At 59.9% G+C, this 22988-nt stretch carries 22 protein-coding genes; 15 read left to right on the top strand and 7 right to left on the bottom strand.

Translation table 11 applies throughout. The features are described from left to right. Positions 1–6: 6 nt before the first annotated feature. Both AYK65_RS29245 and AYK65_RS29240 read right to left on the bottom strand, forming a co-directional pair. The gene (locus AYK65_RS29245; RefSeq protein ID WP_026614534.1) at positions 7–1023 is read right to left on the bottom strand and encodes a Gfo/Idh/MocA family protein; all 1017 of its coding nucleotides are present in this window, start codon (positions 1021–1023) and stop codon (positions 7–9) included. After that, positions 1016–2008: an MDR/zinc-dependent alcohol dehydrogenase-like family protein gene (locus tag AYK65_RS29240; RefSeq protein ID WP_081162848.1), complete on the bottom strand. Its 993-nt coding sequence runs from the start codon at positions 2006–2008 to the stop codon at positions 1016–1018. The genes AYK65_RS29245 and AYK65_RS29240 overlap by 8 nt, the downstream gene beginning before the upstream one ends. Before the next feature lie 291 nt (positions 2009–2299). Here AYK65_RS29240 and AYK65_RS29235 point away from each other — a divergent pair, with 291 nt between their 5' ends. The 8 genes from AYK65_RS29235 to AYK65_RS29200 all read left to right on the top strand — a co-directional run bounded on the left by AYK65_RS29235 (position 2300) and on the right by AYK65_RS29200 (position 10843). Next, positions 2300–3406, top strand: coding sequence for an NAD-dependent epimerase/dehydratase family protein (locus AYK65_RS29235; protein ID WP_026614532.1), 1107 nt, complete (start codon positions 2300–2302; stop codon positions 3404–3406). Then, entirely contained in the window at positions 3403–4524 is a 1122-nt protein-coding gene (locus tag AYK65_RS29230; RefSeq protein WP_026614531.1) for an NAD-dependent epimerase/dehydratase family protein, read from the top strand. Before AYK65_RS29235 ends, AYK65_RS29230 begins: the two co-directional genes overlap by 4 nt. A 74-nt stretch (positions 4525–4598) precedes the next feature. Then, on the top strand, positions 4599–5672 hold the full coding sequence (locus AYK65_RS29225) for a glycosyltransferase family 4 protein (RefSeq protein WP_139793388.1): 1074 nt from the start codon (positions 4599–4601) through the stop codon (positions 5670–5672). Positions 5673–5675: 3 nt separating this feature from the next. Then, complete coding sequence (locus tag AYK65_RS29220; RefSeq protein ID WP_026614529.1) at positions 5676–6809, top strand: CgeB family protein; 1134 nt, start codon at positions 5676–5678, stop codon at positions 6807–6809. After that, positions 6806–7894: a CgeB family protein gene (locus AYK65_RS29215; RefSeq protein ID WP_081162845.1), complete on the top strand. Its 1089-nt coding sequence runs from the start codon at positions 6806–6808 to the stop codon at positions 7892–7894. The genes AYK65_RS29220 and AYK65_RS29215 overlap by 4 nt, the downstream gene beginning before the upstream one ends. Then, positions 7891–9009: a CgeB family protein gene (locus tag AYK65_RS29210; RefSeq protein ID WP_081162844.1), complete on the top strand. Its 1119-nt coding sequence runs from the start codon at positions 7891–7893 to the stop codon at positions 9007–9009. The genes AYK65_RS29215 and AYK65_RS29210 overlap by 4 nt, the downstream gene beginning before the upstream one ends. A 20-nt stretch (positions 9010–9029) precedes the next feature. Beyond that, complete coding sequence (locus AYK65_RS29205) at positions 9030–10070, top strand: UDP-glucuronic acid decarboxylase family protein (protein ID WP_046117640.1); 1041 nt, start codon at positions 9030–9032, stop codon at positions 10068–10070. 2 nt (positions 10071–10072) lie between these two features. Continuing rightward, positions 10073–10843, top strand: a complete 771-nt coding sequence (locus AYK65_RS29200; protein WP_026614525.1) for a TIGR04290 family methyltransferase — start codon at positions 10073–10075, stop codon at positions 10841–10843. An 11-nt stretch (positions 10844–10854) separates the two neighbouring features. Here the strand turns inward: AYK65_RS29200 and AYK65_RS29195 are convergent, their stop codons facing one another. Next, on the bottom strand, positions 10855–11046 hold the full coding sequence (locus tag AYK65_RS29195; RefSeq protein WP_034883677.1) for a hypothetical protein: 192 nt from the start codon (positions 11044–11046) through the stop codon (positions 10855–10857). Between the two features lie 56 nt (positions 11047–11102). Next, entirely contained in the window at positions 11103–11447 is a 345-nt protein-coding gene (locus AYK65_RS29190; protein WP_081163106.1) for a hypothetical protein, read from the bottom strand. Positions 11448–11622: 175 nt separating this feature from the next. Between AYK65_RS29190 and AYK65_RS29185 the strand changes: the two genes are divergently transcribed. Together AYK65_RS29185 and AYK65_RS29180 are read left to right on the top strand one after the other, a co-directional pair. Next, the gene (locus AYK65_RS29185; protein ID WP_081162842.1) at positions 11623–12915 is read left to right on the top strand and encodes a cytochrome P450; all 1293 of its coding nucleotides are present in this window, start codon (positions 11623–11625) and stop codon (positions 12913–12915) included. Continuing rightward, on the top strand, positions 12912–13208 hold the full coding sequence (locus AYK65_RS29180) for a hypothetical protein (protein ID WP_081162841.1): 297 nt from the start codon (positions 12912–12914) through the stop codon (positions 13206–13208). The genes AYK65_RS29185 and AYK65_RS29180 overlap by 4 nt, the downstream gene beginning before the upstream one ends. A 7-nt stretch (positions 13209–13215) precedes the next feature. On the opposite strand, the gene AYK65_RS29175 is transcribed toward AYK65_RS29180, so the two are convergent. From AYK65_RS29175 to AYK65_RS29170, 3 genes are all read right to left on the bottom strand, one after another. Further along, positions 13216–13995: a ZIP family metal transporter gene (locus tag AYK65_RS29175; protein WP_081162839.1), complete on the bottom strand. Its 780-nt coding sequence runs from the start codon at positions 13993–13995 to the stop codon at positions 13216–13218. A 17-nt stretch (positions 13996–14012) separates the two neighbouring features. Continuing rightward, complete coding sequence (locus AYK65_RS32660) at positions 14013–14186, bottom strand: hypothetical protein (RefSeq protein WP_172402087.1); 174 nt, start codon at positions 14184–14186, stop codon at positions 14013–14015. Positions 14187–14264: 78 nt separating this feature from the next. Continuing rightward, a complete protein-coding gene (locus AYK65_RS29170; RefSeq protein ID WP_046117822.1) occupies positions 14265–14522 on the bottom strand; it encodes a hypothetical protein in 258 nt (85 codons plus the stop codon). A gap of 525 nt (positions 14523–15047) precedes the next feature. Between AYK65_RS29170 and AYK65_RS29165 the strand changes: the two genes are divergently transcribed. The 5 genes from AYK65_RS29165 to AYK65_RS29145 all read left to right on the top strand — a co-directional run bounded on the left by AYK65_RS29165 (position 15048) and on the right by AYK65_RS29145 (position 22829). Continuing rightward, positions 15048–17045, top strand: coding sequence for a GumC family protein (locus AYK65_RS29165; RefSeq protein WP_081162837.1), 1998 nt, complete (start codon positions 15048–15050; stop codon positions 17043–17045). A gap of 238 nt (positions 17046–17283) precedes the next feature. Next, entirely contained in the window at positions 17284–18483 is a 1200-nt protein-coding gene (locus tag AYK65_RS29160; RefSeq protein WP_046117645.1) for a glycosyltransferase family 4 protein, read from the top strand. Positions 18484–18513: 30 nt separating this feature from the next. Beyond that, positions 18514–19824, top strand: a complete 1311-nt coding sequence (locus AYK65_RS29155) for an O-antigen ligase family protein (protein WP_081162835.1) — start codon at positions 18514–18516, stop codon at positions 19822–19824. Positions 19825–20385: 561 nt separating this feature from the next. Further along, the gene (locus AYK65_RS29150) at positions 20386–21312 is read left to right on the top strand and encodes a sulfotransferase family protein (RefSeq protein WP_172402085.1); all 927 of its coding nucleotides are present in this window, start codon (positions 20386–20388) and stop codon (positions 21310–21312) included. Positions 21313–21353: 41 nt separating this feature from the next. After that, positions 21354–22829, top strand: coding sequence for a hypothetical protein (locus AYK65_RS29145; protein WP_046117823.1), 1476 nt, complete (start codon positions 21354–21356; stop codon positions 22827–22829). The last annotated feature ends 159 nt before the right edge of the window (positions 22830–22988 follow it).

Raw genomic sequence — 22988 nt, 5'->3', positions numbered from 1 at the left:
AGCCGTCTATCGTCCGTAGATTCTATCAAGGACATCGGCCACTGCCACGAAGCACTCATTCTCGGGGTCGAAGCGCTGACCTGCAGCCAGGCGCTCTGCCCAGGTGGCCGCGGCACGCCCGCCCCAGGCGTCCGGCGGAAGCGCCAGCACCTGGCGCTCAGTCCCGCGATACCGTTCGGCCGTGAAGTCGAGATACGATCCGTCGATGTTTCTGAAGCTCGCACCGCCTTCGGTCCCGTAGAAGTCGGCGGTGATCACCGCATCGCATCCGGCCTGCAGATGCCATGAGCAGGCGATCCGGGCGATGACGCCGTTCGTAAGTTCGAGCGTCGCGACGGCATAGTCCTCGACCTCGTCGCCGTCGCGGCGGATGCGAGCGCCCTTCGAAAAAAGCCTGCTCTCGACGCGGGCGACCTCCGGGAAGCCGAGAACCCAAAGGAGGAGATCGACGAGGTGAACGCCGAGATCGATGACGCAGCCGCCGCCGGAAAGTGCCTTGTCATAGAACCACGGCTTGCTCGGTCCATAGGCGTTGTGAAAGGTCAGATCCACCGCGAAGACGGTGCCAAGTTCACCCAAAACTATGAGATCGCGGATCTGCCGCATCCCGTCGGTGTAGCGATAGGAGAGGTCGACGCCCAACAGCCTGTCGGCGTGTCGGGCCGTGTCGACGACGGCCGCCGCCTCGTCGCGCGTGCGGCCGAGCGGCTTCTGGCAAAAAACCGCCACGCCGCGCTCCAGAGCCACGATCGACTGCGCCGCGTGTAGCGCGCTTGGCGAGGCGATCACCAGCCCGTCGAGTTGCTGATCGAGCAAAGCCTCGAGAGAATTTACGACGGCGGCCTGCGGCGTCAACTTGCTCGCCGCCGCGGCCATTTCCGGTGAGGGATCGAAGATCGCGGCCGTCTCGACTGCTCCGGTTTCGACGATCGCCCTCATGCGATGGAGACCGATTCTTCCGACCCCTAAAAAGCCGACGCGGGGGCGACTGACAGCCGCCGCAAGCTGCATTGCTTCACTCATGGTAGATCACCAGCGCCTTGACGAAGCCATCCGGCCGGTCGCGGGTCATGTCGAGCGCCGCGCCCAGTTGCTCGAGCGGAAATCGGTGGGTGTAGAGCCGAAAGGGCGATAGCCGCCCCGCGACGGTCGCTTCGATCGCCTCGTGGATGCCGCGCATGTAGACGGCGGGGTCGCGCTCATGCGCATTGATCACATCGAGGCCGCGCCAGTTCCAGAGCTGCATATTGATCTGGCGCGGGCCATCCTGGTGATAGCCCGCGATGACCAGCCGGCCTCTCTCCTTCGTCAGCTCGCCGGCAAGATCGAGCGGCCATTGCTTGCCGACCGCCTCGATGACACAGTCGCAAAGGCGCCCTTCGGTCAGTTCTTTCACCTTCTCGATGATCCGCCAATGGTCGTCCATCGCGATCACTTCGCTTGCGCCGGCGCGCTCGGCTGAGGCGAGCGAGGAAGGTCGGCGCGATATCGCGATAACCCGCGCGCCTGCGGCACTTGCGAGTTCCGTCAGAAGGATCCCGAGAAAGCCGATGCCGATGATAGCTACGGTCTCTCCCGGCCTGATCGCGCTGCGCCGGAATATGTTGAAGGCGCAGCCGAGCGGCTCGCCAGGAAAGGGCTGACCGGCAAGCGCCGCGGGCAGGGGAGCGATCGCCGTCTGGTCGGCGATGTCGTGAGTTGCATAGGCATGATAGGAGAGGGCCGCGACACGATCGCCTACCCTGAAGCCGTGCACGTCCTCGCCAACGGCATCGATGATGCCCCAGCCTTCGTGGCCGAGCGCGCCCGGTTCGGTCGGAAAGCGCATCCAGTCCGGTCCTGCCCAGGGCACGAGGTTGGAGGCGCAGACACCACAACCCTCCAGTCTGATCCGCACCTGCCGTGGGCTTGGCTGCGGCAGGGGCAGAGTCTCGATGCGAACTTTGCCGGGGCCCGTGACGACGGCCGCCGACATTGTGTCGGTCCTTGGCTGCACCGATAGGTTCATGCCCGTTCCTCCCGTGGTTCGAAGCCCCAGCAGACCGGCGCGCGCAGCATGTTGAGAAGACTGGATAAAGGGCGCGGCGTTCCGCTCTTAACTTCATCTTGCGGTTTTTGTTCCTGGCGCTCCCGGGACGAAATTTGGAACCAGAGCCCCGCGCCGAGGTTTGTACCTCTGTGATAGCGCCTGTGCAGCTATGTAGATGTCAAAGAAGAAGTCATAGAAGAAGGAACATTTGCAGCGCACGTTTGTTGGAGCTTTGTCTCTATCTCTGGTGAGTCCTAGTTCAGGTGCGTTATGGCAAAGGTTCTCCTTACTGGCGGCTGCGGTTTTATCGGCCGGTATGTGGTCGAAGAGCTTCTTTCAAGGGATTACGAGTTGCGCGTGCTGGACGCGCTCCACGAGCAGGTCCATGCGGATGCGCAGGTGGCACTACCACGAGGCGTGGAAATGTGCCGCGCCGACATTCGCGATGCGGACGCAGTTAGAAGGGCGCTCAGCGACGTCGACTGCGTCATCCATCTGGCCGCGGAAGTCGGGGTCGGTCAGTCGATGTACGAGATCACCCGCTATGTGGGCGTAAATGATCTCGGCACCGCCGTCCTGCTCGAAGCGATGATCGGAATGCCGATCCGGCGCATCGTCGTGGCCTCGTCAATGAGCGTCTACGGCGAGGGCCTCTACGAGACGGCGACGGGGGAGCGTCTCTCGCATGTCAGGCGTTCCGCCGCCCATCTCAAAACCGGCGCATGGGACCCGGTCGGGCCCAAAGGGGAGCGTCTGAGACCGATCGCAACCGACGAGCACAAGCCCGTCGACCTTGCCTCGATCTATGCCTTGACGAAATATGTCCAGGAACGTCAGGTGCTGATCTTCGCAGAGGCCTATGGTGTGGAGGCGGTGGCGCTCCGCCTCTTCAATGTGTTCGGTGCCGGGCAGGCGCTTTCCAATCCCTATACGGGAGTGCTCGCCAACTTCGCTTCGCGGCTTGCCAACGGGCAGTCGCCCATGGTGTTCGAGGACGGCAGACAGCGGCGGGATTTCGTTCATGTCCGCGATGTGGCCCGGGCCTTTCGGCTGGCCCTCGAAAAGCCGCAGGCGGCCGGGCACGTCATCAACATAGGCAGCGGCGAGGCCTACTCCATCGCGGATGTCGCCGTGTTGCTCGCCGAAGCAATGGGCGTGCCGGAGCTAGAACCGGAAATCATCAACAAGGCCCGTTCCGGCGATATCCGCAATTGCTTCGCCGATATCGCCAAGGCGCGCGACCTGCTCGGCTTCGAGCCCGCCCACAGGCTCGAAAATTCGCTTGCGGATTTTGCGGAATGGGTACGGAGCGCCGGAGCGGTGGACCGGGGCGCCGAGATGAAGCGACACCTGGAAGCACGGGGGTTGGTCCTATGAGCGCCGGGCGTCTCGATAGGACCAAGGGTCTGGCGACTCCCGCTTTGTCCAGGAAGTCTGCCCCGATCCTTGTGGTCGGCGGTAGCGGTTTTCTGGGCTGCAATGTCGCCGACAGCTTCTTGCGGGAGGGCAAGGACGTCATCGTCCTTGACAATTTGAGCCGTGCGGGCGTCGAGCGAAACCTTGAATGGCTGGTGGACAACCACGGCAGCGCCGTCCACTTCGTGCTCGCCGATATCCGTGAACTCGCCGAAATAGAGCCTGTTTTCAAGGAGGCCGAGGCCGTCTTCCACTTTGCCGCGCAGACGGCGGTGACGACCAGCCTCGACGAGCCGATCGACGACTTCGAGACGAATGCGCGCGGCACGATCAACGTGCTCGAGGCAGCAAGGCGCGCCAACCGTCGCGCGCCCGTCATCTTCGCCAGCACGAACAAGGTCTATGGCGCGCTCGCGGATATGGCAATGAATGCGGTCGGCGACCGCTACGTGCCGGTAGACGAGACGCCGCGCAGATACGGTGTCGGCGAGGCGCAGCCGCTCGATTTCTGCACGCCTTACGGCTGCTCGAAAGGCGTCGCGGACCAGTATGTGCTGGACTACGCGAAATCCTACGGTGTTCCGACCGCCGTGCTCAGGATGAGCTGCGTCTACGGCCCGAGACAGTTTGGCACCGAGGACCAGGGGTGGGTGGCACATTTCCTCATTCGCGCCCTCGCCGGCGAACCGATATCGGTCTACGGCGACGGAAAGCAGGTCCGAGACATCCTCCATGTCGGCGATGCGGTTGCGGCCTATAGGGCGGTGCTGAGCTCGATCGAACGTATTCAAGGGCGCGCCTTCAATCTCGGAGGCGGTCCCGAGAACGCAGTCAGCGTTGCCGAGGTGCTGCGCGAGATCGAGCTTCTGACCGGCCGCCGGCTCATGACGGTAAGAAGCGATCGGCGGATCGGCGACCAACTGTTCTTCGTCGCCGACACGCGTGCACTTCAAGAGGCGCTCGGCTGGAAGGCGCGCACCGCCTGGCGCGCGGGACTACGCGACCTGCACGCCTGGCTTCTTCAGGATTGGATCGAGGTCAGCAAGGCTCAGCGTCAACCGCGGAGGGTCACAGCATGAGCAGCCGGGCCATCCCCGCTCGTCAGCCTGCGATTTCTGACGGCAGCCGGAAGCGTCTGCCGAGGCGGGTCCTCATGAGCGTGGACGCTGTCGGCGGTGTCTGGCGCTACGCGATGGATCTCGCCGAGGCGATGGGCGGCGCCGGCGTGGAAACCATTTTCGTCGGGCTCGGCCCCGCCCCGTCCGCGGCGCAACGGGACGAGGCGACTCGGATCGGCACGCTCGAATGGCTGGTCGCGCCGCTCGACTGGATGGTCGAGGACGAAACCGCGCTCGATGCGGTCCCGGCCACGCTCGCCGCCATATCGCTCAAGCATTCCGTCGACCTCCTACACCTCAACCTTCCGTCGCAGGCTGCCGGTCTGGCGGTCGAGATTCCGGTCGTCGCCGCTTCGCATTCATGCGTCGTCACCTGGTTCCAGGCAGTACGCGCCTCGGACTTGCCGCCGCACTGGCTCTGGCAGAAGGCGAGCAATCGGCGCGGGTTCGACCGTGCCGACGTGGTCATCGCCCCGAGCCGAAGCCATGCGGCCGCGTTGACGCGCTGCTATGGCGCGATCGACAATCTCGCGGTGGTACACAATGCGAGCCGCTTCCACAGCACGGAAACAGCAAAGGAAAGCTTCGTCTTTGCCGCAGGCCGCTGGTGGGACGAGGGCAAGAACGGGGCCGTATTGGATCGCGCTGCCCGTCACATCCGCTGGCCGGTCGTTATGGCCGGGGCGTGCGATGGGCCGAATGGCGAGCACCTCGCCATCGAACATGCGGACTGGCGAGGCGAACTCAGTCACGATCGGACGATGCACCTGATGTCGCGAGCGGCAATCGTCGTCTCGCCGTCGATCTACGAACCTTTCGGCTTGGTAGCACTCGAGGCGGCGCGCGCCGGCGCGGCTCTCGTCCTTGCCGACATCGATACCTATCGCGAACTTTGGGACGGCGCAGCCCTGTTTTCGGATCCGCGAGACCCGGCGGCCTTCGCGAGCGCCGTCAACAGGCTGGCTGACGACGGCGAGCTGAAATTCAAGCTTGGACGGCGCGCTCGACTGCGGTCGCGCGATTTCACGATCGAAGCCCAGCGCGATGCGGTGCTTGCCGCCTATGGCGAAGCCATGTGCCGCTCTTCACGCTTAACGGCAGCGGAGTGACCAATGAGATTTCTCTTCTATACGCATTCACTCGTTTCCGACTGGAACCATGGCAACGCTCATTTCCTGCGCGGCGTCATGCGTGAGCTCCTGCGGCGCGGTCATGATGCGGTGGCACTCGAGCCGAGCGACTCCTGGAGCCGCCTCAATCTCATTGCCGACCAGGGCGTCGGGGCGATCGCAGCATTCCGCAAGCACTTCCCGGAACTACGGACCGTGGTCTACGGTACCGATTTCGACCACGAAGCCGCGGTGGCCGATGCCGATGTCGTCGTGGTTCACGAATGGACAGATCCGCAATTGGTGGCACGTCTCGGCCGCTTCCGTCGCGACGACAGCGGCTTCAGGCTTGCCTTCCACGATACGCATCACCGCGCCGTGAGCGCCAAAGCCGACATCGCCGGACTCGATCTTTCGCACTACGACTTCGTCCTCGCTTTCGGTGAGGCCCTGCGCGAACGCTATCTGAAGGCCGGCTGGGGAAAGCACGTGCATGTCTGGCACGAGGCTGCTGATACCTCCCTTTTTCATCCCCTGCCTCAGACGGAGAAGCGCGGCGATCTCGTCTGGATCGGCAATTGGGGCGACGACGAGCGCAGCGCGGAAATCATGTCCTTTCTCGTTGAGCCCACGAGAAGACTGAAGCTGGCGACGACGGTGCGGGGAGTCAGGTATCCGGTTGCCGCTCTCAAGGCGCTGCGCGACGCGGGGATCGTCTACGGGGGCTGGGTGGCGAATGCCGCCGTTCCGCGCGCCTTCGCCGAGCACAGGGCGACGATCCACATCCCGCGGCGGCCCTATATCGAAGCCTTGCCCGGCATACCGACGATCCGCGTTTTCGAGGCGCTCGCCTGCGGCATTCCGCTCATTTCCGCGCCCTGGAACGACGCCGAGGGTCTTTTCCGCCCCGGCAAGGACTTTGTCGTTGCGCGAAATGGCAAGGAGATGAGGCGGCATCTGCGCCAGGTGCTCTCCGATCGAGCTTTCGCTCAGGAACTGGCCCTATCTGGATTGGAGGCAATCGAGGCGCGCCATACCTGCCGCCACCGCGTCGACGAGCTTCTCGAGATCTTGGCTCGCTACAGGCCGGGAAAGCCTCCGGATGAGCGTGCCGCACTCAAGGAGGCCGCGATATGAGGATTGCCTTTTACGGATCGAGCCTTGTTTCCGCCTATTGGAACGGTGCGGCAACCTATTATCGCGGGTTGCTCCGCGCGCTTGCGGCGCGCGGCCATGAGATCACCTTCTACGAACCGGACGTCTATGACCGGCAGAAACATCGCGACATCGACCCGCCGGTCTGGTGCAAGGTCGTGGTCTATGAAGGGACTGTCGAGGCGTTGAAGCGTGTCGCGGGCGAGGCCGCCGCGGCGGACATCGTCGTCAAGGCGAGCGGTGTCGGCTTCGAGGACGGCCTCCTGCTCGCCGAGGTCATGGCATCCGCCAGTCCGGCTGCGCTGAAGGTCTTCTGGGATGTCGACGCGCCCGCGACACTTGCGGAGCTCAAGAGCAATCCCGATCATCCACTCCGTCGCGCTCTTTCCGCCCTCGAACTCGTCTTGACCTATGGCGGCGGCGATCCGGTCGTCGAAGCCTACCGCGCAATCGGCGCCCGCGAATGCATCCCCGTCTACAACGCCCTCGACTCGGAGACGCATCATCCGGTGCCCGCGGACCTGCGCTTTGCCGCCGACCTCGCTTTCCTCGGCAACCGCTTGCCTGATCGGGAGTCTCGCGTGGAGGAGTTCTTCCTCGGTCCCGCGGCGCGGCTTGACGGCCGGAAATTCCTGCTCGGCGGGGCGGGCTGGCATGACAAATCACTGCCCGCAAACGTCGCCTATATCGGCCACGTCCCGACTGCGGATCACAACGCCTTCAACGCAACGCCTTCCGCAGTCCTCAACGTTTCGCGCGCCAGCATGGCCGAGAACGGCTTTTCCCCGGCAACGCGAGTGTTCGAGGCGGCCGGCGCGGGCGCGTGCCTGATCACGGACGCCTGGGAGGGCATCGAGCTTTTCCTGAAGCCTGGAGAGGAAGTGCTGGTCGCGAGAGACGGCCGGGACGTGATCGAGCTCCTGCGCGATCTCACGCCCGCCAATGCCAAGATGATCGGCGAGCGGGCGCTTGGCCGTGTGCTGAGCGAACATACCTATGACCATCGTGCCGCGGAGGTGGACCGCATCTTCCGCAGCCGGGCGTCCCGCGCGGAGGCTGCAGAATGAAGCGCTCGCTCGACATCGCTATCCTTGGCCTTTCGCTCTCCTCCTCCTGGGGCAATGGACACGCGACGACCTTTCGGGCACTCCTTCGCGGCGTGCACGCCGCCGGGCACCGCGTAACTTTCCTGGAAAGAGACGTGCCCTGGTACGCGCGCCACCGCGATCTGGCGGAGCCGGACTTCTGTGAGCTCATGCTCTACAAGAGCGTCGACGAACTGATTGCGCGACATGGACGCAGGCTTGCTGGGGCCGACGCAGTCATCATCGGTTCCTACGTGCCGGACGGAGTGGAGGTGATCGATGCCGTCAGCGACATCGGAACGAAGCGTTTGTGCTTCTACGACATCGACACGCCCGTGACACTGGCCAAGCTTGCGCGCGGGGACGAGGAATTTCTCGCTCGCAGGCAGGTTCCGATCTTCGACGTCTATTTCTCCTTCTCCGGCGGCAGGACGCTCGATCGCCTTCGGGAAGAGTTCGGGGCGAGGCGACCAGTGCCGCTCTACTGCGCTGTCGACCTCGACGTCTATCGCAACACCGGTGCAGCGAGGGTGTGGGATCTTGGTTATCTCGGAACCTTCAGCCTCGACAGACAGCCCGCTCTCGAAAGGCTATTGCTGGAGCCGGCGCGGCTATTGCCCGACAAGCGTTTCGTCGTCGCTGGACCGGGCTACCCGACAAATATCATCTGGCCGAGGAACGTGGAGCGCATCGAACACCTGCCGCCTCCCGAACATGCCGAATTCTACAGCCGGCAGCGCTTCACGCTGAATGTCACGCGCGCCGACATGATTGCCGCCGGGTGGTCGCCGAGCGTTCGCCTCTTCGAGGCGGCCGCCTGCCGCACACCCTTGATCAGCGATTGGTGGGAGGGGATCGACAGCTTCTTCCCGCCCGGACAGGCCGCAATCATTGCACACGACAGCGATGACGTCGTCGCGGCGTTGACGCGCCTCGACGATGACCGCCGCGCGGCCATTGCCGATTGCGCCTTTGAGCGCGTCGTAAGTGCGCATAGCGCGCGCGCCCGCGCCAGAACTTTCGTCGAGGCGATCGAGGCCGTTCAGCTCAAATCCGATCTCGCCACGAGACAATCCGAACGGCAACTTCCGGCGTAACACCGAAAGGAGAACGGCCGATGGCAAAACGAAACAAAGTGAATCGCGGAAAGGTCATCCTGGTTGCCGGCGGGGCCGGCTTCGTCGGGTCCCACCTTTGCTCGGCCCTTCTCGATGCCGGCAATCGCGTGATCTGCCTCGACAGCTATCTCACGGGGTCTCCCGCCAATATCAGCGGTCTTGAGCGCAATCCCTATTTCACCGCCATCGAACAGGACGTCTGCGACGAGGTCGAACTGGATGAGCCGCTCGACCAGATCTACAACCTGGCTTGCCCCGCGTCGCCGCCATCATACCAGGCCGATCCGATCCACACGATGATGACAAGCGTCGCCGGAACTGGGAACCTGCTGCGGCTCGCGGAAAAGCACGGAGCGACCTTCCTCCAGGCCTCGACGAGCGAGATCTATGGCGATCCGGAGGAGCATCCACAGCAGGAAGATTATTGGGGTCACGTCAATTGCACCGGTCCGCGGGCGTGCTACGACGAAGGGAAACGCGCGGCGGAGACCCTGTGCTTCGACAGCCTGCGATCAGGAAGCGTGGACGCGAGGGTTGCTCGCATCTTCAACACCTATGGCCCGCATATGCGTCCGAGCGACGGCCGTATCGTCTCAAACTTCATCGTGCAGGCTTTGAAGAACGATCCGCTCACCGTATACGGCACGGGCGAACAAACGCGCTCCTTCTGCTATGTCTCCGATCTCGTCGAAGGGCTGATCAGGCTGATGAATTGTGAACCCAACCCGGGCGTGCCGGTAAACCTCGGCAATCCGGGCGAATTCACGGTCATCGAGCTGGCGGAACTGGTTCTTTCGAAAGTCAGGACCGCTTCGACCATCGTCCATAAACCCCTGCCGCCGGATGATCCTCAACGACGCCGGCCCGATATCTCCCGCGCCAAAACGCTGCTCGCCTGGGAGCCCAAGGTTGTGTTGGAAGAGGGGCTGTCGCACACGATTGCGTGGTTTAAAAAGGCTCTGCCGAGACAACGCGCAACGCGTAACCCGCGCCGTCCCGCGAACCAGCCGCAACTCTCGAGCATTTCTCAGGATCTTTGATCATGGGCGAGGAAACGAAGGACCGCAGGACCATCGAAGAGGAGATCGCGGCGCTTGGGCCGTGGTTCCATAACATGCGAATCGAGGGCGTCGAAACCTCGCCGGATCACTTCCTCGGGGATTACCCCGCGGTCAAGTGGAAGGCTTTCAAGCACGTCGTGCCGGAGGACCTCGAGCGCCGAAGCGTGCTCGACATTGGCTGCAACGCGGGTTTCTACGCTCAGGAGATGAAACGCCGCAACGCTGGACGCGTACTCGGCATCGATTCCGACCCGCGCTATCTGCGGCAAGCGAAGTTCGCTGCCGAACAGGCCGGAATGGACATCGAATTCAGGCTGATGTCCGTCTACGACGTTGCACAACTCGGCGAGAAATTCGATCTCGTCCTCTTCATGGGCGTTCTCTATCACCTGCGTCATCCGCTGCTGGCGCTCGACCTTCTCTACGAGCACGTCGTGGACAATGAGATGCTCTTCCAGTGCATGCAACGCGGTGACGATTCGGTAATGCGGGTGGAGGCAGACTACGACTTTCGGGAATGGCAGATCTTCGAGCGTCCCGGTTATCCGAAGCTGTTCTTCGTCGAACATCGCTTCGCTGACGATCCCACCAACTGGTTCATCCCGAACAGGGCCGGCGTCGAAGCTCTGCTTCGCAGTTCCGGCTTCGTCATCGAAGCCAATCCCGAGCGGGAGGTCTATCTCGTGCGCAGAGGCGAACGCCCGTATTTCGACGAGCCCACCACGCGCCTTCTTTCAGGCTCGCACTTCTAGAAAAAGGGTGTTCAGCTATAACGCCGGAGCTGCGCGGCTTCCTCTTCAAGGAGGTCGGCCACTTCCTGAAGCGTCATGTGCGTCGCGCAAAGGTGGATGGCGCACTCAAGAAAGCGCGTCGAGGACCGGCGCAGAAACAGCGCCTCCTCTCGGGCGGCCAGTTCCCACAGCGGGTCTTTTCGTTCGGGGCGATCGTTAGGCATATCAAGACTCCTCGATTCCTTGCGAACCCACCTCTTTGACGGGATCGCAGCGGCGCTCAGGACGGCGGGGCGCCAACGGCATAGATTAGAGCGCCTATCAAGATGACGATGCTAATGATGGCAAAGCCGAGCCCGAGGCGTTGTGTGTTCGACGCAGGCGTTTCACGCGAGCTGAGCGGCCGCATGGCGTCCGCATATTCGGTTGAACTGTCGGTAGCCCCGCCGCCAAGCTGCCCGGTTCTGGCGTCCCGGGTCGCCTCTGCCGTCAGAGGCGCTCCCGCTGCCTCATCGTCCGTCTCCAGCGGTGCCGCAGCCGGATCGAAGCCGCGCTTCTTGTCTCCCGTTCTGCCGTGCTGGATGTCGCCGCGCACCTGTGCGGGATTCTCCGCGGTCTTGGGCAACTTGGACATGTTCGCTCCTTTCCGCTGTTGCAGGACAACCGGCTCTGGCGACATTTGTTCCCCCATTTCATAGGCCAGCGTCCGTGTCGCTGAAAGATGCCGGATCGCGGGCGGAACATCCGAAGCGTCGACGAGTTGGGCACCGCAAAGAGCCTGAGACGTGGGAGCCTGAGACGTGAACGCGATTCCACGGACATCCTCGCTCGACAGCACATTGGCTCTGCATCGCGAGGGTTACAGTTTCATCTCGAAGCGCTGTGACGAACTTGGGACGGACATCTTCCGAACGCGTCTGATGCTGCATCCCGTCATCTGCATGCGCGGAGAAGATGCAACGCGCCTCTTCTACGAAGGCGGCGACGTCACGCGTGTCGGTGCGATGCCGTCCTTCGTTCTTCGGCTGCTGCAGGACAAGGACAGCGTTCAGCAGCTCGACGGCGAGGCGCACCGCCGGCGCAAGGCCATGTTCGTCGAGGTGACAATGACGGAGCGCGCCGTCACCGCAATGGCGGAACGCTTTCGGCAGCATTGGCTCGACCACTTCAAGGGGCAGGAGGAAGATTGCGATCTGCGCGAAGCCGCAAATCTGATCCTCACGAGGGCATCTGCCGATTGGGTCGGTATCCCGCCGCTATTGCGCGACGACGACGGAAAACTCGCCAACCGCCTCGCCCGCATGATAGACAGCACCGGCGTGCCAGGGCCGGCGGCATGGCTGGCGCTCCTGTCGCGCCGCTCTGTCGAGCGCTGGCTTCGGGAGGTCGTGGTGGCACTCCGCGAAGGTTCGATCGAGGCGGGCGAAGGAAGCGCCCTCAAGACGATCGGGCTTACCCATCGCGACGCCCACGGGCGGCCGCTTTCGCATGAGACCGCCGCGGTCGAACTTCTCAACCTCTTGCGTCCGATTGCCGCCATCAGCCGATGGATCGTCTTCGTGGCGCATGCCCTTGCGCGCAATCCGCAGTGGCAGGAGCGGTTTCAGCGCGGGCATGACGACGAGATGGAGGGCTTCGTCGAGGAAGTGCGTCGCCTCTATCCCTTCTTTCCCTTCGTCGGGGCGCGCGTGACACGCGATATCGACTGGCGGGGTCATATGCTTCGGCAAGGTCAATGGCTGCTGCTAGATCTCTACGGAACCACGCACGACCCGAGACTGTTTCCAGCTCCGGAAAAGTTCAGCGCCGAGCGCAAGCTCACTTGGCGCGACGCTGACTTCCGCTTCATTCCGCAGGGTGGCGGGCGCCCGGAAACGGGCCATCGCTGTCCGGGCGAGATGATAACGAGCGAAATTCTCAAAGAGACCGTGAAGCTGCTCTGTCGGCCGCCGGTCGAAATAATACCCTGGGACGCGGCTATTCCGCTGGGGGCAATCCCGGCCTCACCTGTGCCGCCCCTCCGGATTGCGCGACGCGCCGCCGCGGTCGACGGCGATCGGAGAGCCATGCACACCAATGGGGGCGCGAAATGACCGATGGCGCCGCCATCGACCGAAAGACGTTCTACGACGAGTGTTCGCGCATCCTTGGCGCTCCTCACGTCTTCAGGGCACCGCTTCGCGGAAAGATCAACCGCTGGAACAACCGTGCCCCCGGCAATGGACGGTTTCCCGGCTATGGTCTGATCCGCATGTACGGGTCTCACCACATCCAGATCACTCTCCGCCGACCCGCCGAGCTCAACATCGTCTGTCACTCCAAGGAAGAGGCGCTCACGGCTTTGCGAGCCCTCCGCGACTCGGCTCTGTCCAGGACAGGACATTGAAGGGCCTTTAGATCATCTCGGTCAGGGCCATGATTAGCAGGAACCCCATCGCATTGGCGAGTGCTGAGGACTGCTGGAACTGATGCGACTCCGCCTCCGGCACGAGGTCGGTCATCGTCAGGTAGAACATGCCCCCCGCTCCTGCGGCGAAAAGAAATCCGAGGACCGGTTCCGATAGACCTTTTAGAAAAAACCAGCCGGCGACGGCGGAGACGAACAGCGACACGCCGATCAGCGACGTCCAGACGAGAATGCGCCACTTGGGATTCTTCTGCTCCTCGTCGAAAGCCAGTTCACCGATGCTCATGCCCTCGCTGAGGTTGTCGATGCAAATTGCAAGGCCCACAATCAGCGCGACGCCCGGTTCGAATGCCGCCCCGACGCCGATCGCCATTCCTTCGATCAGTTCCTCCGCGCTCGTCCCGCCGGCGAGTACCGCGACGCCGCTGCCGCGCGGCTTCTTTCGTCGATGGAGCTGCTCGACGGCGCGCTTCTGATCCGCTTCTTCTCCCGCCATGCGCCAGCGGTTGACATAAAGGTCAAGGAAATAAACGAGAGCCAAGCCAAGCAGGAAGCCGGCGGCAACCACCGGAACGGATGTGAGCTCCAGCGACTTCGGCATCATCTCGAAGGCGAAGGTGCCAAGCAGAACGCCGGCCGCGAAGCCGACCGCAATGGAAAGAAGGAGGCTCGAGGGCCGCGCCCAAACCGCGATCAGACCACCGAGCGGCGAGGCGAGCGCCGCCGCGGAAGCAACTCCGAAGATGATCAGCGGATCCTGCTCCATGGCCGCGCCGGACAGGTTCAGCGGGTTCTGTTTTCAGGCGAACGCTCGTAAAGCTCGTCGATCTTTTGCTTCTGCGCTTCCTTGGCGGCCGGCGGCAGTGGTTTCTGCCTCAAGATCGCATAGGCCACCGCGGCACCCAGGATGAAGGCTCCGCCGGCGGTCGCGAATAGCCAAAGATAATCCATAACCATGGTTGCACCTCCTCAAATGGGCCAACCGGCGCCGTCGCCCGAGGTTCCGTGTGTCTCCACGGTCGACCGGCCGGATACTCAGGGCCGAGGTGATTTCACCTCGCCAAAGCGCACCTCTTCGCGTGAGGGGTTGTCGGCAATCGACTCTTCCTCCTCGTCGTTCGGGAGGGCTTCGTCAGGATCGACATTCGCCTCGTCCCTGCTGCGGGTCGGGCGCACGCGGCCCTTGACGACAGGCTGCGCGTATTCTTCATCCGGTCCGTTCGCGGGCAACTCTTCATCTGGCGGGGGAGCAGGCGTCGCTTGGGGCCGGTCCTTCGGACTATTCCGTGCCATGATGTCCTTCCTTCTGTCTGTCAGGGGAAAGCGCATGTCTCCACATTGTTCCGTTTCGACGGCGAAGGTATCTCGCCGCAGGTTCGGTGGCTGCCCGGCGATTGTGACCGCCTCGTCGATCCTCTTGGCCGATCGTCCACTGCGCCTCCACCACAAGCATCCATCGCTCATGCTGACCATCGGCTTGTCCAGCCCGCGTTTGTCGGGGCAGCATTGTCGTTTCGGACGGCCAGGTGAGAAGGTCGGGGGCGGGTAACCGCCGCCCCATTTGCTCGATTTGAATGGCTGCGGAAGATCAATCACTCGTTGCGAATAGCGCGCTACACGCTGTTTTCGACGGCGCCGCGGCGGCATCGTCGACCGCTTCACCGGAGAGCACGCTGAATGCGAGGTCGATTAAGCGCTACCCTTGACCTTTGAAAAAGCTGTGTCAGTCGTAGTCAAACTGAGTCATTGCGCCGTATTGAATATTTTACTAAGCTACCGCAATAGAGAAAATTTTTTGATATTTTTTTGAAGGTTTCCATGACGACATTCGTTCCTGATGGCAGCCTATCTGCTCGTGCTCATTATCGAGAAAGCGTCGAACTAGCGACTCAGCGGAACGGGCACGTAATAGGCCTGTTAGATGTCTGGGCCCTGGTCAAGAGGCGCATTTGGCTTATTGCGTCAGTGGTCTTCGTCTGCACTTTGCTGGCTGCAGTCGCATCGTATACGCTTCCTGAGGTGTATACCGCCAGTTCAGAGGTGGTGCTGGAGCGGAAAGATGTTCGACCGTTTGCCACTGACGCGTCCCTGACATCGCTCGAACGCGACCGCTCGGCGGCAGAAACTGAAATGGACGTTCTGCAATCACGGGAGTTTGGCGGCCGTATTGTAGACCGATTGAATCTCATCGATGATCCTAATTTCAACCCTTTTGCTCGCGGCGGTAATAAATCGAGAGACGAAGGCGAGGGGGGGCTACTTAACTATCTTCGAGGGATTATCGGAGTCCAGAAATCCCCTAATCCCAAAAGAGTTCCGCCGGATTTAACAACTCAACGCGATCGCGCGATTTCCGCGCTACTGTCCCAGTTTAGTGTGAGCCGGACTGGGGAGAGCCTCGCCGTGAGGATCACCGTAACAAATAGCAACCCCAAACTCGCTCAAGAAATCGCAAATACGATCGCGAACCTCTACGTCGAAGCTTCGCTCGAGTTTAAGCAGTACGAGCGAATCGCGGACAAGGAGCGCGCACTTAACACAGGCGGAGCCGTGGCTTTCCTTCGGCAAAGCATGACGCAGCCGCTTTTGATAACGTTGCGGAACGAAGAGGCCCGATTGCAGCAGAATAGAGCTGAGCTCGCTGCTAAGTTCGGCAAGAACCATCCTGAGATGATCGATGCAGAGTCGCAAATCGCGGGTGTCCGCAATATGATTGAGGATGAGGTTCAGCGTATTCTGTCGGACCTCGAGGCCGAATCCCTAAAGCCGAGCGCGCGGATTGTGTCGGCCGCAGAGGTTCCGAATTCACCATCATTTCCTAAGCCCAATATCATCATCCCAGCGGCATTTACAGGGTCCACTTTGCTCGCCTTTTTGGTCGCGCTCATGTTGGAGACAGCCGACACGCGAATCCGAAGTGGGCGACGCATCTCGCAACTCCTGCGGGTGCCAAATCTGGGCTACGTACCACGGGTTCCCAAGCACCTTCTGTCGTCCGGTACCAAGCGGTCTTCGTGTATCCCAGACTGGAGCAATGTCACGTCTGCAGAAGCAGAGCGCTCAGTCTATATGGCCTGTCGATATTCGGAGGCGAAACAACCGCATCGTGTCGTGATGGTAACCTCCTGTGTTCATGACGTCGCGAACGCCTCGACGGCGTGGGGTATTGCAACTGCTGCAGCAGCAGACGGGCGTCCTACCGCGTTCGTGAACCTTGATTTCCATCAACACAGCGTTCCGTACCTGAAAAACACGGAACGTTCGCCGATTGAACTCTATCTTCGAGGTGAGGCCGCGCTTGCGGATGTGGTACAGACACTTCCGACTTTACCTGGATTCGGTTTCATCGACGCAACGCCCGTAACGGTGGAGCCATTCAGATCGTTAGACTCTGACAAACTTTGTGAGCTGATTTTGGCACTCAGACAGAGCGGGTATGATTTCATTGTGCTTCATGCTCCGCCGGTCCTCACCTCTGGTGATGCAAACTGGCTCTCGCCCTTTGTGGATGGCGTCATTTTGTTGGTGTCTTGGGGCAAGACAACTGAAGAGCAGTTGCTGGATAGTGTATCCCAGCTCCGGATGAATCATGCGGCTTTGATTGGCACGGTAATCAACCAAGTTAATCCCGAAATTCACAAACGCCACCACTATGGGGGCTTTGTCATAACTTCCAAGCGCATTCCAGCGAGTGGTTGGATTCAGAGTGGCACCAACAGGATTCGCGAAACTCCCAATCGCGTCGATACAGAAACGAAAACCTCTCCGCCCCCTTCGGCAAGAGCCCCGCACAACTCTTCAACGCACGTCGGGTGAAACTGGGGTTTCAAGGATTGGGTCATTCTCGCTTTAAATCCGACGGATAGTAAAGTCACTTAATATAAGCGCTGATTAATCGTGAAGCGTTTTGCAGATTTATGTAGTAGTGTATGCAAGCGGCTAGCATAAGCTTGCTCAATGAATCTTAATAGAATTTTTTTTGAAAAAGATAGTACAGAATGCAAGCTCTGCAACCGAGTTTCTCTAAAAGTATTTCTGACGGCGGGCGTTCATCATGAGGACATGCGGCACTCCACCGGTTGTATGCTTTCCTTTCATAGGGGATTTAATTGGCGGAAGCCACATGTCCGCTCTTGGCCTGATACGCAATATTCCTAGATCGCAGTTCACTCCATTGGTTGTGCTGCATCATACTGATGGGCCGGTTGCAGATCTGTTTCGGCGAGAGGGTATCGACTTTGAAGCCGCCCCCGTTTCAAACCGTTTGAAGCGGGCGGACGCGCGCAACGGCACTGCGGTTCTCAATGTAGCGCGAACGCTCCCCGCACTCGTGAAATTTTTGAGAGCCAAAAATGCGACAATAGTGCACACGAACGACGGCCGCACACATCTCGTCTGGGGCTTTGCAGCACGACTCGCCGGGTCGAAGCACCTCTGGCACCATCGCGGCGACACATCTTCGTTTGGGTTACGACGCGTCGCGCCCTGGCTCCCCAACCGTGTCGTAGCAGTATCAAAATTTGCCTCCCCCCGCCCCGGCCTTTTCTCGGCTGCAGGCAAGTGCAGTGTCGTTCATAGTCCATTCGACGTCATGAAAATGATCAGCGTCGAGCGCCAAGACGCTCGGAAGATGGTGCTCGCGGAGATTGGTTGTCCGCCCGAGACAAAGCTTCTCGGATATGTGGGAACCCTTGTGGACCGGAAGAGACCAATCTTGTTCGTTGAGGCCCTCGCGGCTCTAAGGCGATTGGCGCCCGAGATCAAGTTTGCAGGACTGTTTTTCGGGAACGCGCTCAACGGGCTTGACGACGCTGCAAGATCGCGCGCCAAAGCACTTGGGGTTGCCGATTGCATTCACTTTATGGGCTTTCGCTATCCGGGCGAGCCCTGGATTGCAGGGCTCGATGCCCTTCTGGTCACGGCCGTGAATGAACCTCTGGGAAGAACCCTTGTCGAAGCGATGCTGTTAGGCACACCAGTCATTGCGACTGACTCCGGTGGAAATCCGGAAGTGGTTGAGGATGGCGAGACCGGCATGCTCGTTCGGCCGGACGATCCGGATGAATTCGCCAAAGCTTGCTTAGCGCTCTTCAACAATTCTGCCTATCACGACCACATGGTGGAGACAGCGCGCATCGAAGCTCGCGTGCGCTTCAGTGTCGAGCGCCACGTGCATGCAATTACATCGGTCTACGAAGAGCTCATAGGTACAACGGTGTTCAGCTTCCTGCGAGGGCAGCCCGATAAGCTGTGATCGGCGGGAGATATTTAGTGTGAGGTAATAGTGTCGGGGACCGGCATGACAACGGCAGCCGAACTACATTCTCCCAAATTGCACATCCACCTAGCGGCGGTTGAGCGCGCTATCGTCTATGTGGCTGTCTTTCTAGCACCCTACGCGACTTTCCGGTTTTCTGATCTTTTCTTTACGGTCAGCGATTTCTTTTTTTGCTTGAGCCTCTTCCTTCTTTTGATCTGCGGACGGATTTGGAACAAGCCGCTCGGCCAAGCAACCGGACTTTGGCTTGTCGCCTTCACGCTCTTGTTCCTCGGAATGATGATTGGCAGCCTTCTTCACAGCAACCCTCATCGAGGGCTGATTGTTATGGCGCAGTATCTCTTCGCATATTTACTCTTAATGATCATCCTGATCCGTGACGACCCCAAGGAAGCGTATCGGTTGGCCGCCATTTTCCTGGTGAGCGTAATTCTCATCGATATTCACGGTATCATTACTTTCTACGCGGTCGGATATGTACCTGGAGAAGGAAGGGGGGGCATAGTAACGGGGGGGAAGCGTCTGGCCACCGTGCTGCGAAATCCTAATCTAGCAGCGGCGATAAACGGGCTGACACTACCAATTCTCCTCTATTTCTGGTCCACGGGCCGGGTTAAATCGTACGTCGCTTTGCCCGCACTTGCAGTTTTTCTCGTCACGGTCGTCCTGACAAGCTCAAACAGCGGACTGTTTGTAATGGCGATTTGCTTGACGGTTTTCGTTGCCTTCATCTCGACCCCGCGGTTGCTGTTACGTTTGACATTTGGAGCCGCCGTTGTTGTTGGAGCTTTGGGGCTATTCGGCAGCAAAGACATGTTGCCCAAGACGTTCCAGACGCGCGTTTTGGGCGCGCTTTCCTCGGGTGACATATCAGAAGCGGGAACCTTCGTGTCGAGAGCGGCACTTATGGAAGAAGCAGTTCAGATCATCTCTGGTGAACCGATTTGGGTCGTGGGAGTTGGCGCCGACCAATTCCGCGAGAGAAGCGTACAAGCTGCTCCTGTTCACAATCTGTATCTTCTCCTCTGGGTTGAAGGCGGATTGCTCGCGCTTATTGGCTGGATGATGTTTTCGGGTGTCGGTGTGCTGCTTGCCTTCGGGGTCAGAATGGCTGGGGGAGATAAACATGCGCTTGCGGCGATGATTACGACTGTCGTCGTCTTCCTGACGATCGCTTTATTCAATCCGCACATGTATGCGAGATATTGGACGATACCAGTTCTTTTGTGCTTTGGACTCGGTCTTGCGCAACTGCGGCAGGCAACGCGCCAAGTGCAAGCCGAGAAGAGGTCGAACGCCGGTGCGAGATTGAGGTGAGCGAAATCGGCGATGCTTGCATGCCGCAGCAACTGAGGCTGCGATGATGGCAGCAGTCCGGAGAGCACTTCGAAACGTAGAGTTGCTGACGCACACAAGCGCCTCCTCGGCTTCTATCGCGGAGTCTAAGGTTGGCGAGGAGATAATAATGAAGTACAGTTGCGTAAAGTGGGCAGTAAATCGGACTGTTGCCGACAGTCCAGCATTCATCGTTGATATATTTTTGTTTTCTAATTTTCGCGTAAGCTACTAGTCCGTCATTCGCGGCGTCGATCAGATTGTCAACGAGACTGTGACTTCTGCCTGCTTGGTATAACCCCAGAGGCGGTGCGGCAGCAGTCGATGGAAAAGTAGATGTGCTCGGATCGTCAGTGACCACGGCCGGATATACTTCGAGGCCCGTGATCGTCGGCCAAGCACGTTGCGTTCTGGTCAGCTCGGCAGGGCCAGTATTCAGCGGGAGAGTGAGCGTATTCCAATTGGATGCCAATCGCATGTGCACAAGATCGAAGGCCACGCTCAAGATATCACAGTAAAAGCGCTAGCTAATGAAAGGCCCGTATGATGCCCTCGCAATCAACCCGCATTGTTTATATCGCAGGTTACGGACGCAGCGGGTCAACCATTCTCGACATTGCACTGGGGCAACATCCTGCGGTGATTGGGGCGGGGGAGGTAACGTCGCTCACACGGCACGTTTGGCGCAACAATGAATATTGTGCATGCGGCCATCCAATTCGCGACTGCTCCTTCTGGAGCACAGTTTTGCAGGAGTGGTCGAAAGGTTGGGACTCGACCTTGATGTCGGAATACGGCGCACTCCAGCGGAAATTTGAGGGGTTGCCAATGTTCATAAAGATACTTTGCGGCGTTGGTCTGGGAAAGCAGCTTGCGCCATATGCACTCCATACAAAGCGCCTATTCGACACAATGCTGTTGGCTTCCGACGCCCAAATGATTGTCGATTCATCGAAGCTGCCGGGAAGAGCCATGGCGCTTGCGCAGATCCCGGGAATTGACATGCGCGTCATCCATCTGGTGCGTGACGGGCGCGGAGTGGCATGGTCACTGCTGAAGGGCTATGAGCGCGACGCAAAATCAGGTCTGCAGAAGGAAATTAAGCCAAGATCCGTATTCCGGACAGCTTTGCGATGGAGCATCGTCAATCTTGCAGTCGAATATCTTTCACGAAAGCTCGGCCGGCAAAAGGTCATGCGTGTGAGATATGAGGATTTTGCGTCTCATCCGGTCGCACTTATGCAGCAAATCGGGGCATTTCTTGAACTGGACCTCAGTCACATCGGTTCTTCTCTTCAAGACGGCCATCCCATTGCACCAGGGCACCAGGTAGCAGGTAATCGATTGCGTATGGATGCATCGATCGCACTCAACAAAGACGAGTCGTGGCGAACAAGGATGCCAGCCGAGCAGCAAGTCTCCTTTGAGAGACTGGGCGGTTGGATGCTCAAACGTTACGGCTACCTGTGACCGGTCAGCATTATGTCTTCGGCGGAGGTCATATGGCGGGCATGACGGTAATCACGCAGTCGCGTGATCTGAGCGCATTTCGTTTCGGCGTCGCTCCCTGTCTGGTGTTCGCGGGGCTGCTCTGCGCATGGTGGCTCGTCCATCCGCGCGAGGCTGTCGCGCAGGCTGCAACGGCACTCGAGGAGCTTATTTCACCCAAGCTTCCAGACGGTAGACAACGCGCCTTTCCCACGGCCGAAGGCTTCGGGGCCGCCGCTGTTGGAGGCCGAGGGGGGAAGGTGATCTATGTCGTAAACACGAATGAGTCGGGTCCAGGTTCCTTGCGTGACTGCATCGAAGCGTCCGGGCCGCGCATTTGCATCTTCCGCACGGGGGGCACCATTGTTCTTCGCGAACGACCGTTGAAAGTTCGAAATCCGTTTTTGACCATTGCCGGAGAGACTGCGCCGGGCGGAGGTATCGCTATCCGGAACGGTAAGATGCAAGCCCGGCCGTCAATTGAAATTGTAACCAATGACGTGATCATAAGACACATTCGTCTTCGCCCTGGTCCACACGCGCGCGAAGCTTGTTGTTCCGGGGGCCTCGGGCTGTATTCAGAGGCGGCGAAAAACATCATGCTTGATCATATCTCCGCCAGTTGGGGATCCGACGAAACGATCGATTCCGAAGATGCCAGCAATTTCACTTGGCAGTGGGGAATTACCAGCGAGCCGCTCCTGCGAGGTGGGCCGGGGAAAAAGAATCGCGCACGCAATATGCTGTTTACCAAGGGCGGCAACGTCTCGGTTCACCACTCCCTGTTCGCGTTCGGCAAATTCAGAAATCCGCAGATAAAGATGAAAATTCAGGGCGCAGTCGCGGATGTCGTGAATAACGTTTTCTTCTCGCCAAAGTGGGAACATGTGGTGAGCTTTGGTGATGAATTTGCGCGTATCCAGGCCAATGTTGTCGGCAACTACAAGATCGCAGGCGAGAAGTTGCGCAACGACCATATGGTGCATCTTTTCGATGAAAGTGGGCTTGGGCACTCGATTTATGTCAAGGACAATTACGACGAGCCCTATCGTACGGAAGCCGGCCAAGATGACAGCTTGGTTCTAGCGCAGGATCAGAGACGATTTGTCGTAGCAACACCTTTTGATGTCCCGGCCATCCGCACCTTCGAGCCTATGATTGCCTACGAAGATGTCCTGGCGAATGCCGGCGCCACAAAGCCCGAACGAGATGCAGTAGACAGACGAATTATCGAGGACGTCAAGAATCGCAGAGGGCAATTGCTCGAAACGGATCCGGAGGACGTCGGTGGGTGGCCGGAGCTTGATGCCGGGGTGCCGTACCAGGATGGTGATGTGGACGGCATTTCAGATGATTGGGAAGTCAGAAATGGCATGGACGCGGCAGACACCAACGACGGCCGGCAGGATATGGACAACGACGGATGGACAAACCTCGAGGAGTTCCTCCACTTCATGGCCGGAGATCCCGGAGGCGAAATTCCGCCGGATCAAGAATGACTTGGTTGCCGCTTACATTTGTTAATCAGCGACGAAGCCTTCCATCAGCGATGACGCACATGCTTCGGTACGTTTCGCCTGAGCTGCGTATTCCTTTTTGTTCGCATTCTTGAGGGCGCACATTGGCGGCGTCCCGGTGACGTTTACTATATGTCTCCT

The organism is Ensifer aridi, from assembly GCF_002078505.1.
GTDB classification, from domain to species: Bacteria; Pseudomonadota; Alphaproteobacteria; order Rhizobiales; family Rhizobiaceae; genus Sinorhizobium; species Sinorhizobium aridi.
This window is presented reverse-complemented; position numbering and strand designations above follow the sequence as displayed.

What these genes read in the sequence shown, in the direction of transcription:
- AYK65_RS29195 (WP_034883677.1), bottom strand. Translation starts at nt 11,046, where the DNA reads ATGCCTAACGATCGCCCCGAACGAAAAGACCCGCTGTGGGAACTGGCC.
- AYK65_RS29150 (WP_172402085.1), top strand. Translation starts at nt 20,386, where the DNA reads ATGATGCCCTCGCAATCAACCCGCATTGTTTATATCGCAGGTTACGGA.
- AYK65_RS29220 (WP_026614529.1), top strand. Translation starts at nt 5,676, where the DNA reads ATGAGATTTCTCTTCTATACGCATTCACTCGTTTCCGACTGGAACCAT.
- AYK65_RS29145 (WP_046117823.1), top strand. Translation starts at nt 21,354, where the DNA reads ATGACGGTAATCACGCAGTCGCGTGATCTGAGCGCATTTCGTTTCGGC.
- AYK65_RS29170 (WP_046117822.1), bottom strand. Translation starts at nt 14,522, where the DNA reads ATGGCACGGAATAGTCCGAAGGACCGGCCCCAAGCGACGCCTGCTCCC.
- AYK65_RS29200 (WP_026614525.1), top strand. Translation starts at nt 10,073, where the DNA reads ATGGGCGAGGAAACGAAGGACCGCAGGACCATCGAAGAGGAGATCGCG.
- AYK65_RS29215 (WP_081162845.1), top strand. Translation starts at nt 6,806, where the DNA reads ATGAGGATTGCCTTTTACGGATCGAGCCTTGTTTCCGCCTATTGGAAC.
- AYK65_RS29245 (WP_026614534.1), bottom strand. Translation starts at nt 1,023, where the DNA reads ATGAGTGAAGCAATGCAGCTTGCGGCGGCTGTCAGTCGCCCCCGCGTC.
- AYK65_RS29180 (WP_081162841.1), top strand. Translation starts at nt 12,912, where the DNA reads ATGACCGATGGCGCCGCCATCGACCGAAAGACGTTCTACGACGAGTGT.
- AYK65_RS29235 (WP_026614532.1), top strand. Translation starts at nt 2,300, where the DNA reads ATGGCAAAGGTTCTCCTTACTGGCGGCTGCGGTTTTATCGGCCGGTAT.
- AYK65_RS32660 (WP_172402087.1), bottom strand. Translation starts at nt 14,186, where the DNA reads ATGGTTATGGATTATCTTTGGCTATTCGCGACCGCCGGCGGAGCCTTC.
- AYK65_RS29165 (WP_081162837.1), top strand. Translation starts at nt 15,048, where the DNA reads ATGACGACATTCGTTCCTGATGGCAGCCTATCTGCTCGTGCTCATTAT.
- AYK65_RS29230 (WP_026614531.1), top strand. Translation starts at nt 3,403, where the DNA reads ATGAGCGCCGGGCGTCTCGATAGGACCAAGGGTCTGGCGACTCCCGCT.
- AYK65_RS29225 (WP_139793388.1), top strand. Translation starts at nt 4,599, where the DNA reads ATGAGCGTGGACGCTGTCGGCGGTGTCTGGCGCTACGCGATGGATCTC.
- AYK65_RS29210 (WP_081162844.1), top strand. Translation starts at nt 7,891, where the DNA reads ATGAAGCGCTCGCTCGACATCGCTATCCTTGGCCTTTCGCTCTCCTCC.
- AYK65_RS29205 (WP_046117640.1), top strand. Translation starts at nt 9,030, where the DNA reads ATGGCAAAACGAAACAAAGTGAATCGCGGAAAGGTCATCCTGGTTGCC.
- AYK65_RS29160 (WP_046117645.1), top strand. Translation starts at nt 17,284, where the DNA reads ATGAGGACATGCGGCACTCCACCGGTTGTATGCTTTCCTTTCATAGGG.
- AYK65_RS29175 (WP_081162839.1), bottom strand. Translation starts at nt 13,995, where the DNA reads ATGGAGCAGGATCCGCTGATCATCTTCGGAGTTGCTTCCGCGGCGGCG.
- AYK65_RS29240 (WP_081162848.1), bottom strand. Translation starts at nt 2,008, where the DNA reads ATGAACCTATCGGTGCAGCCAAGGACCGACACAATGTCGGCGGCCGTC.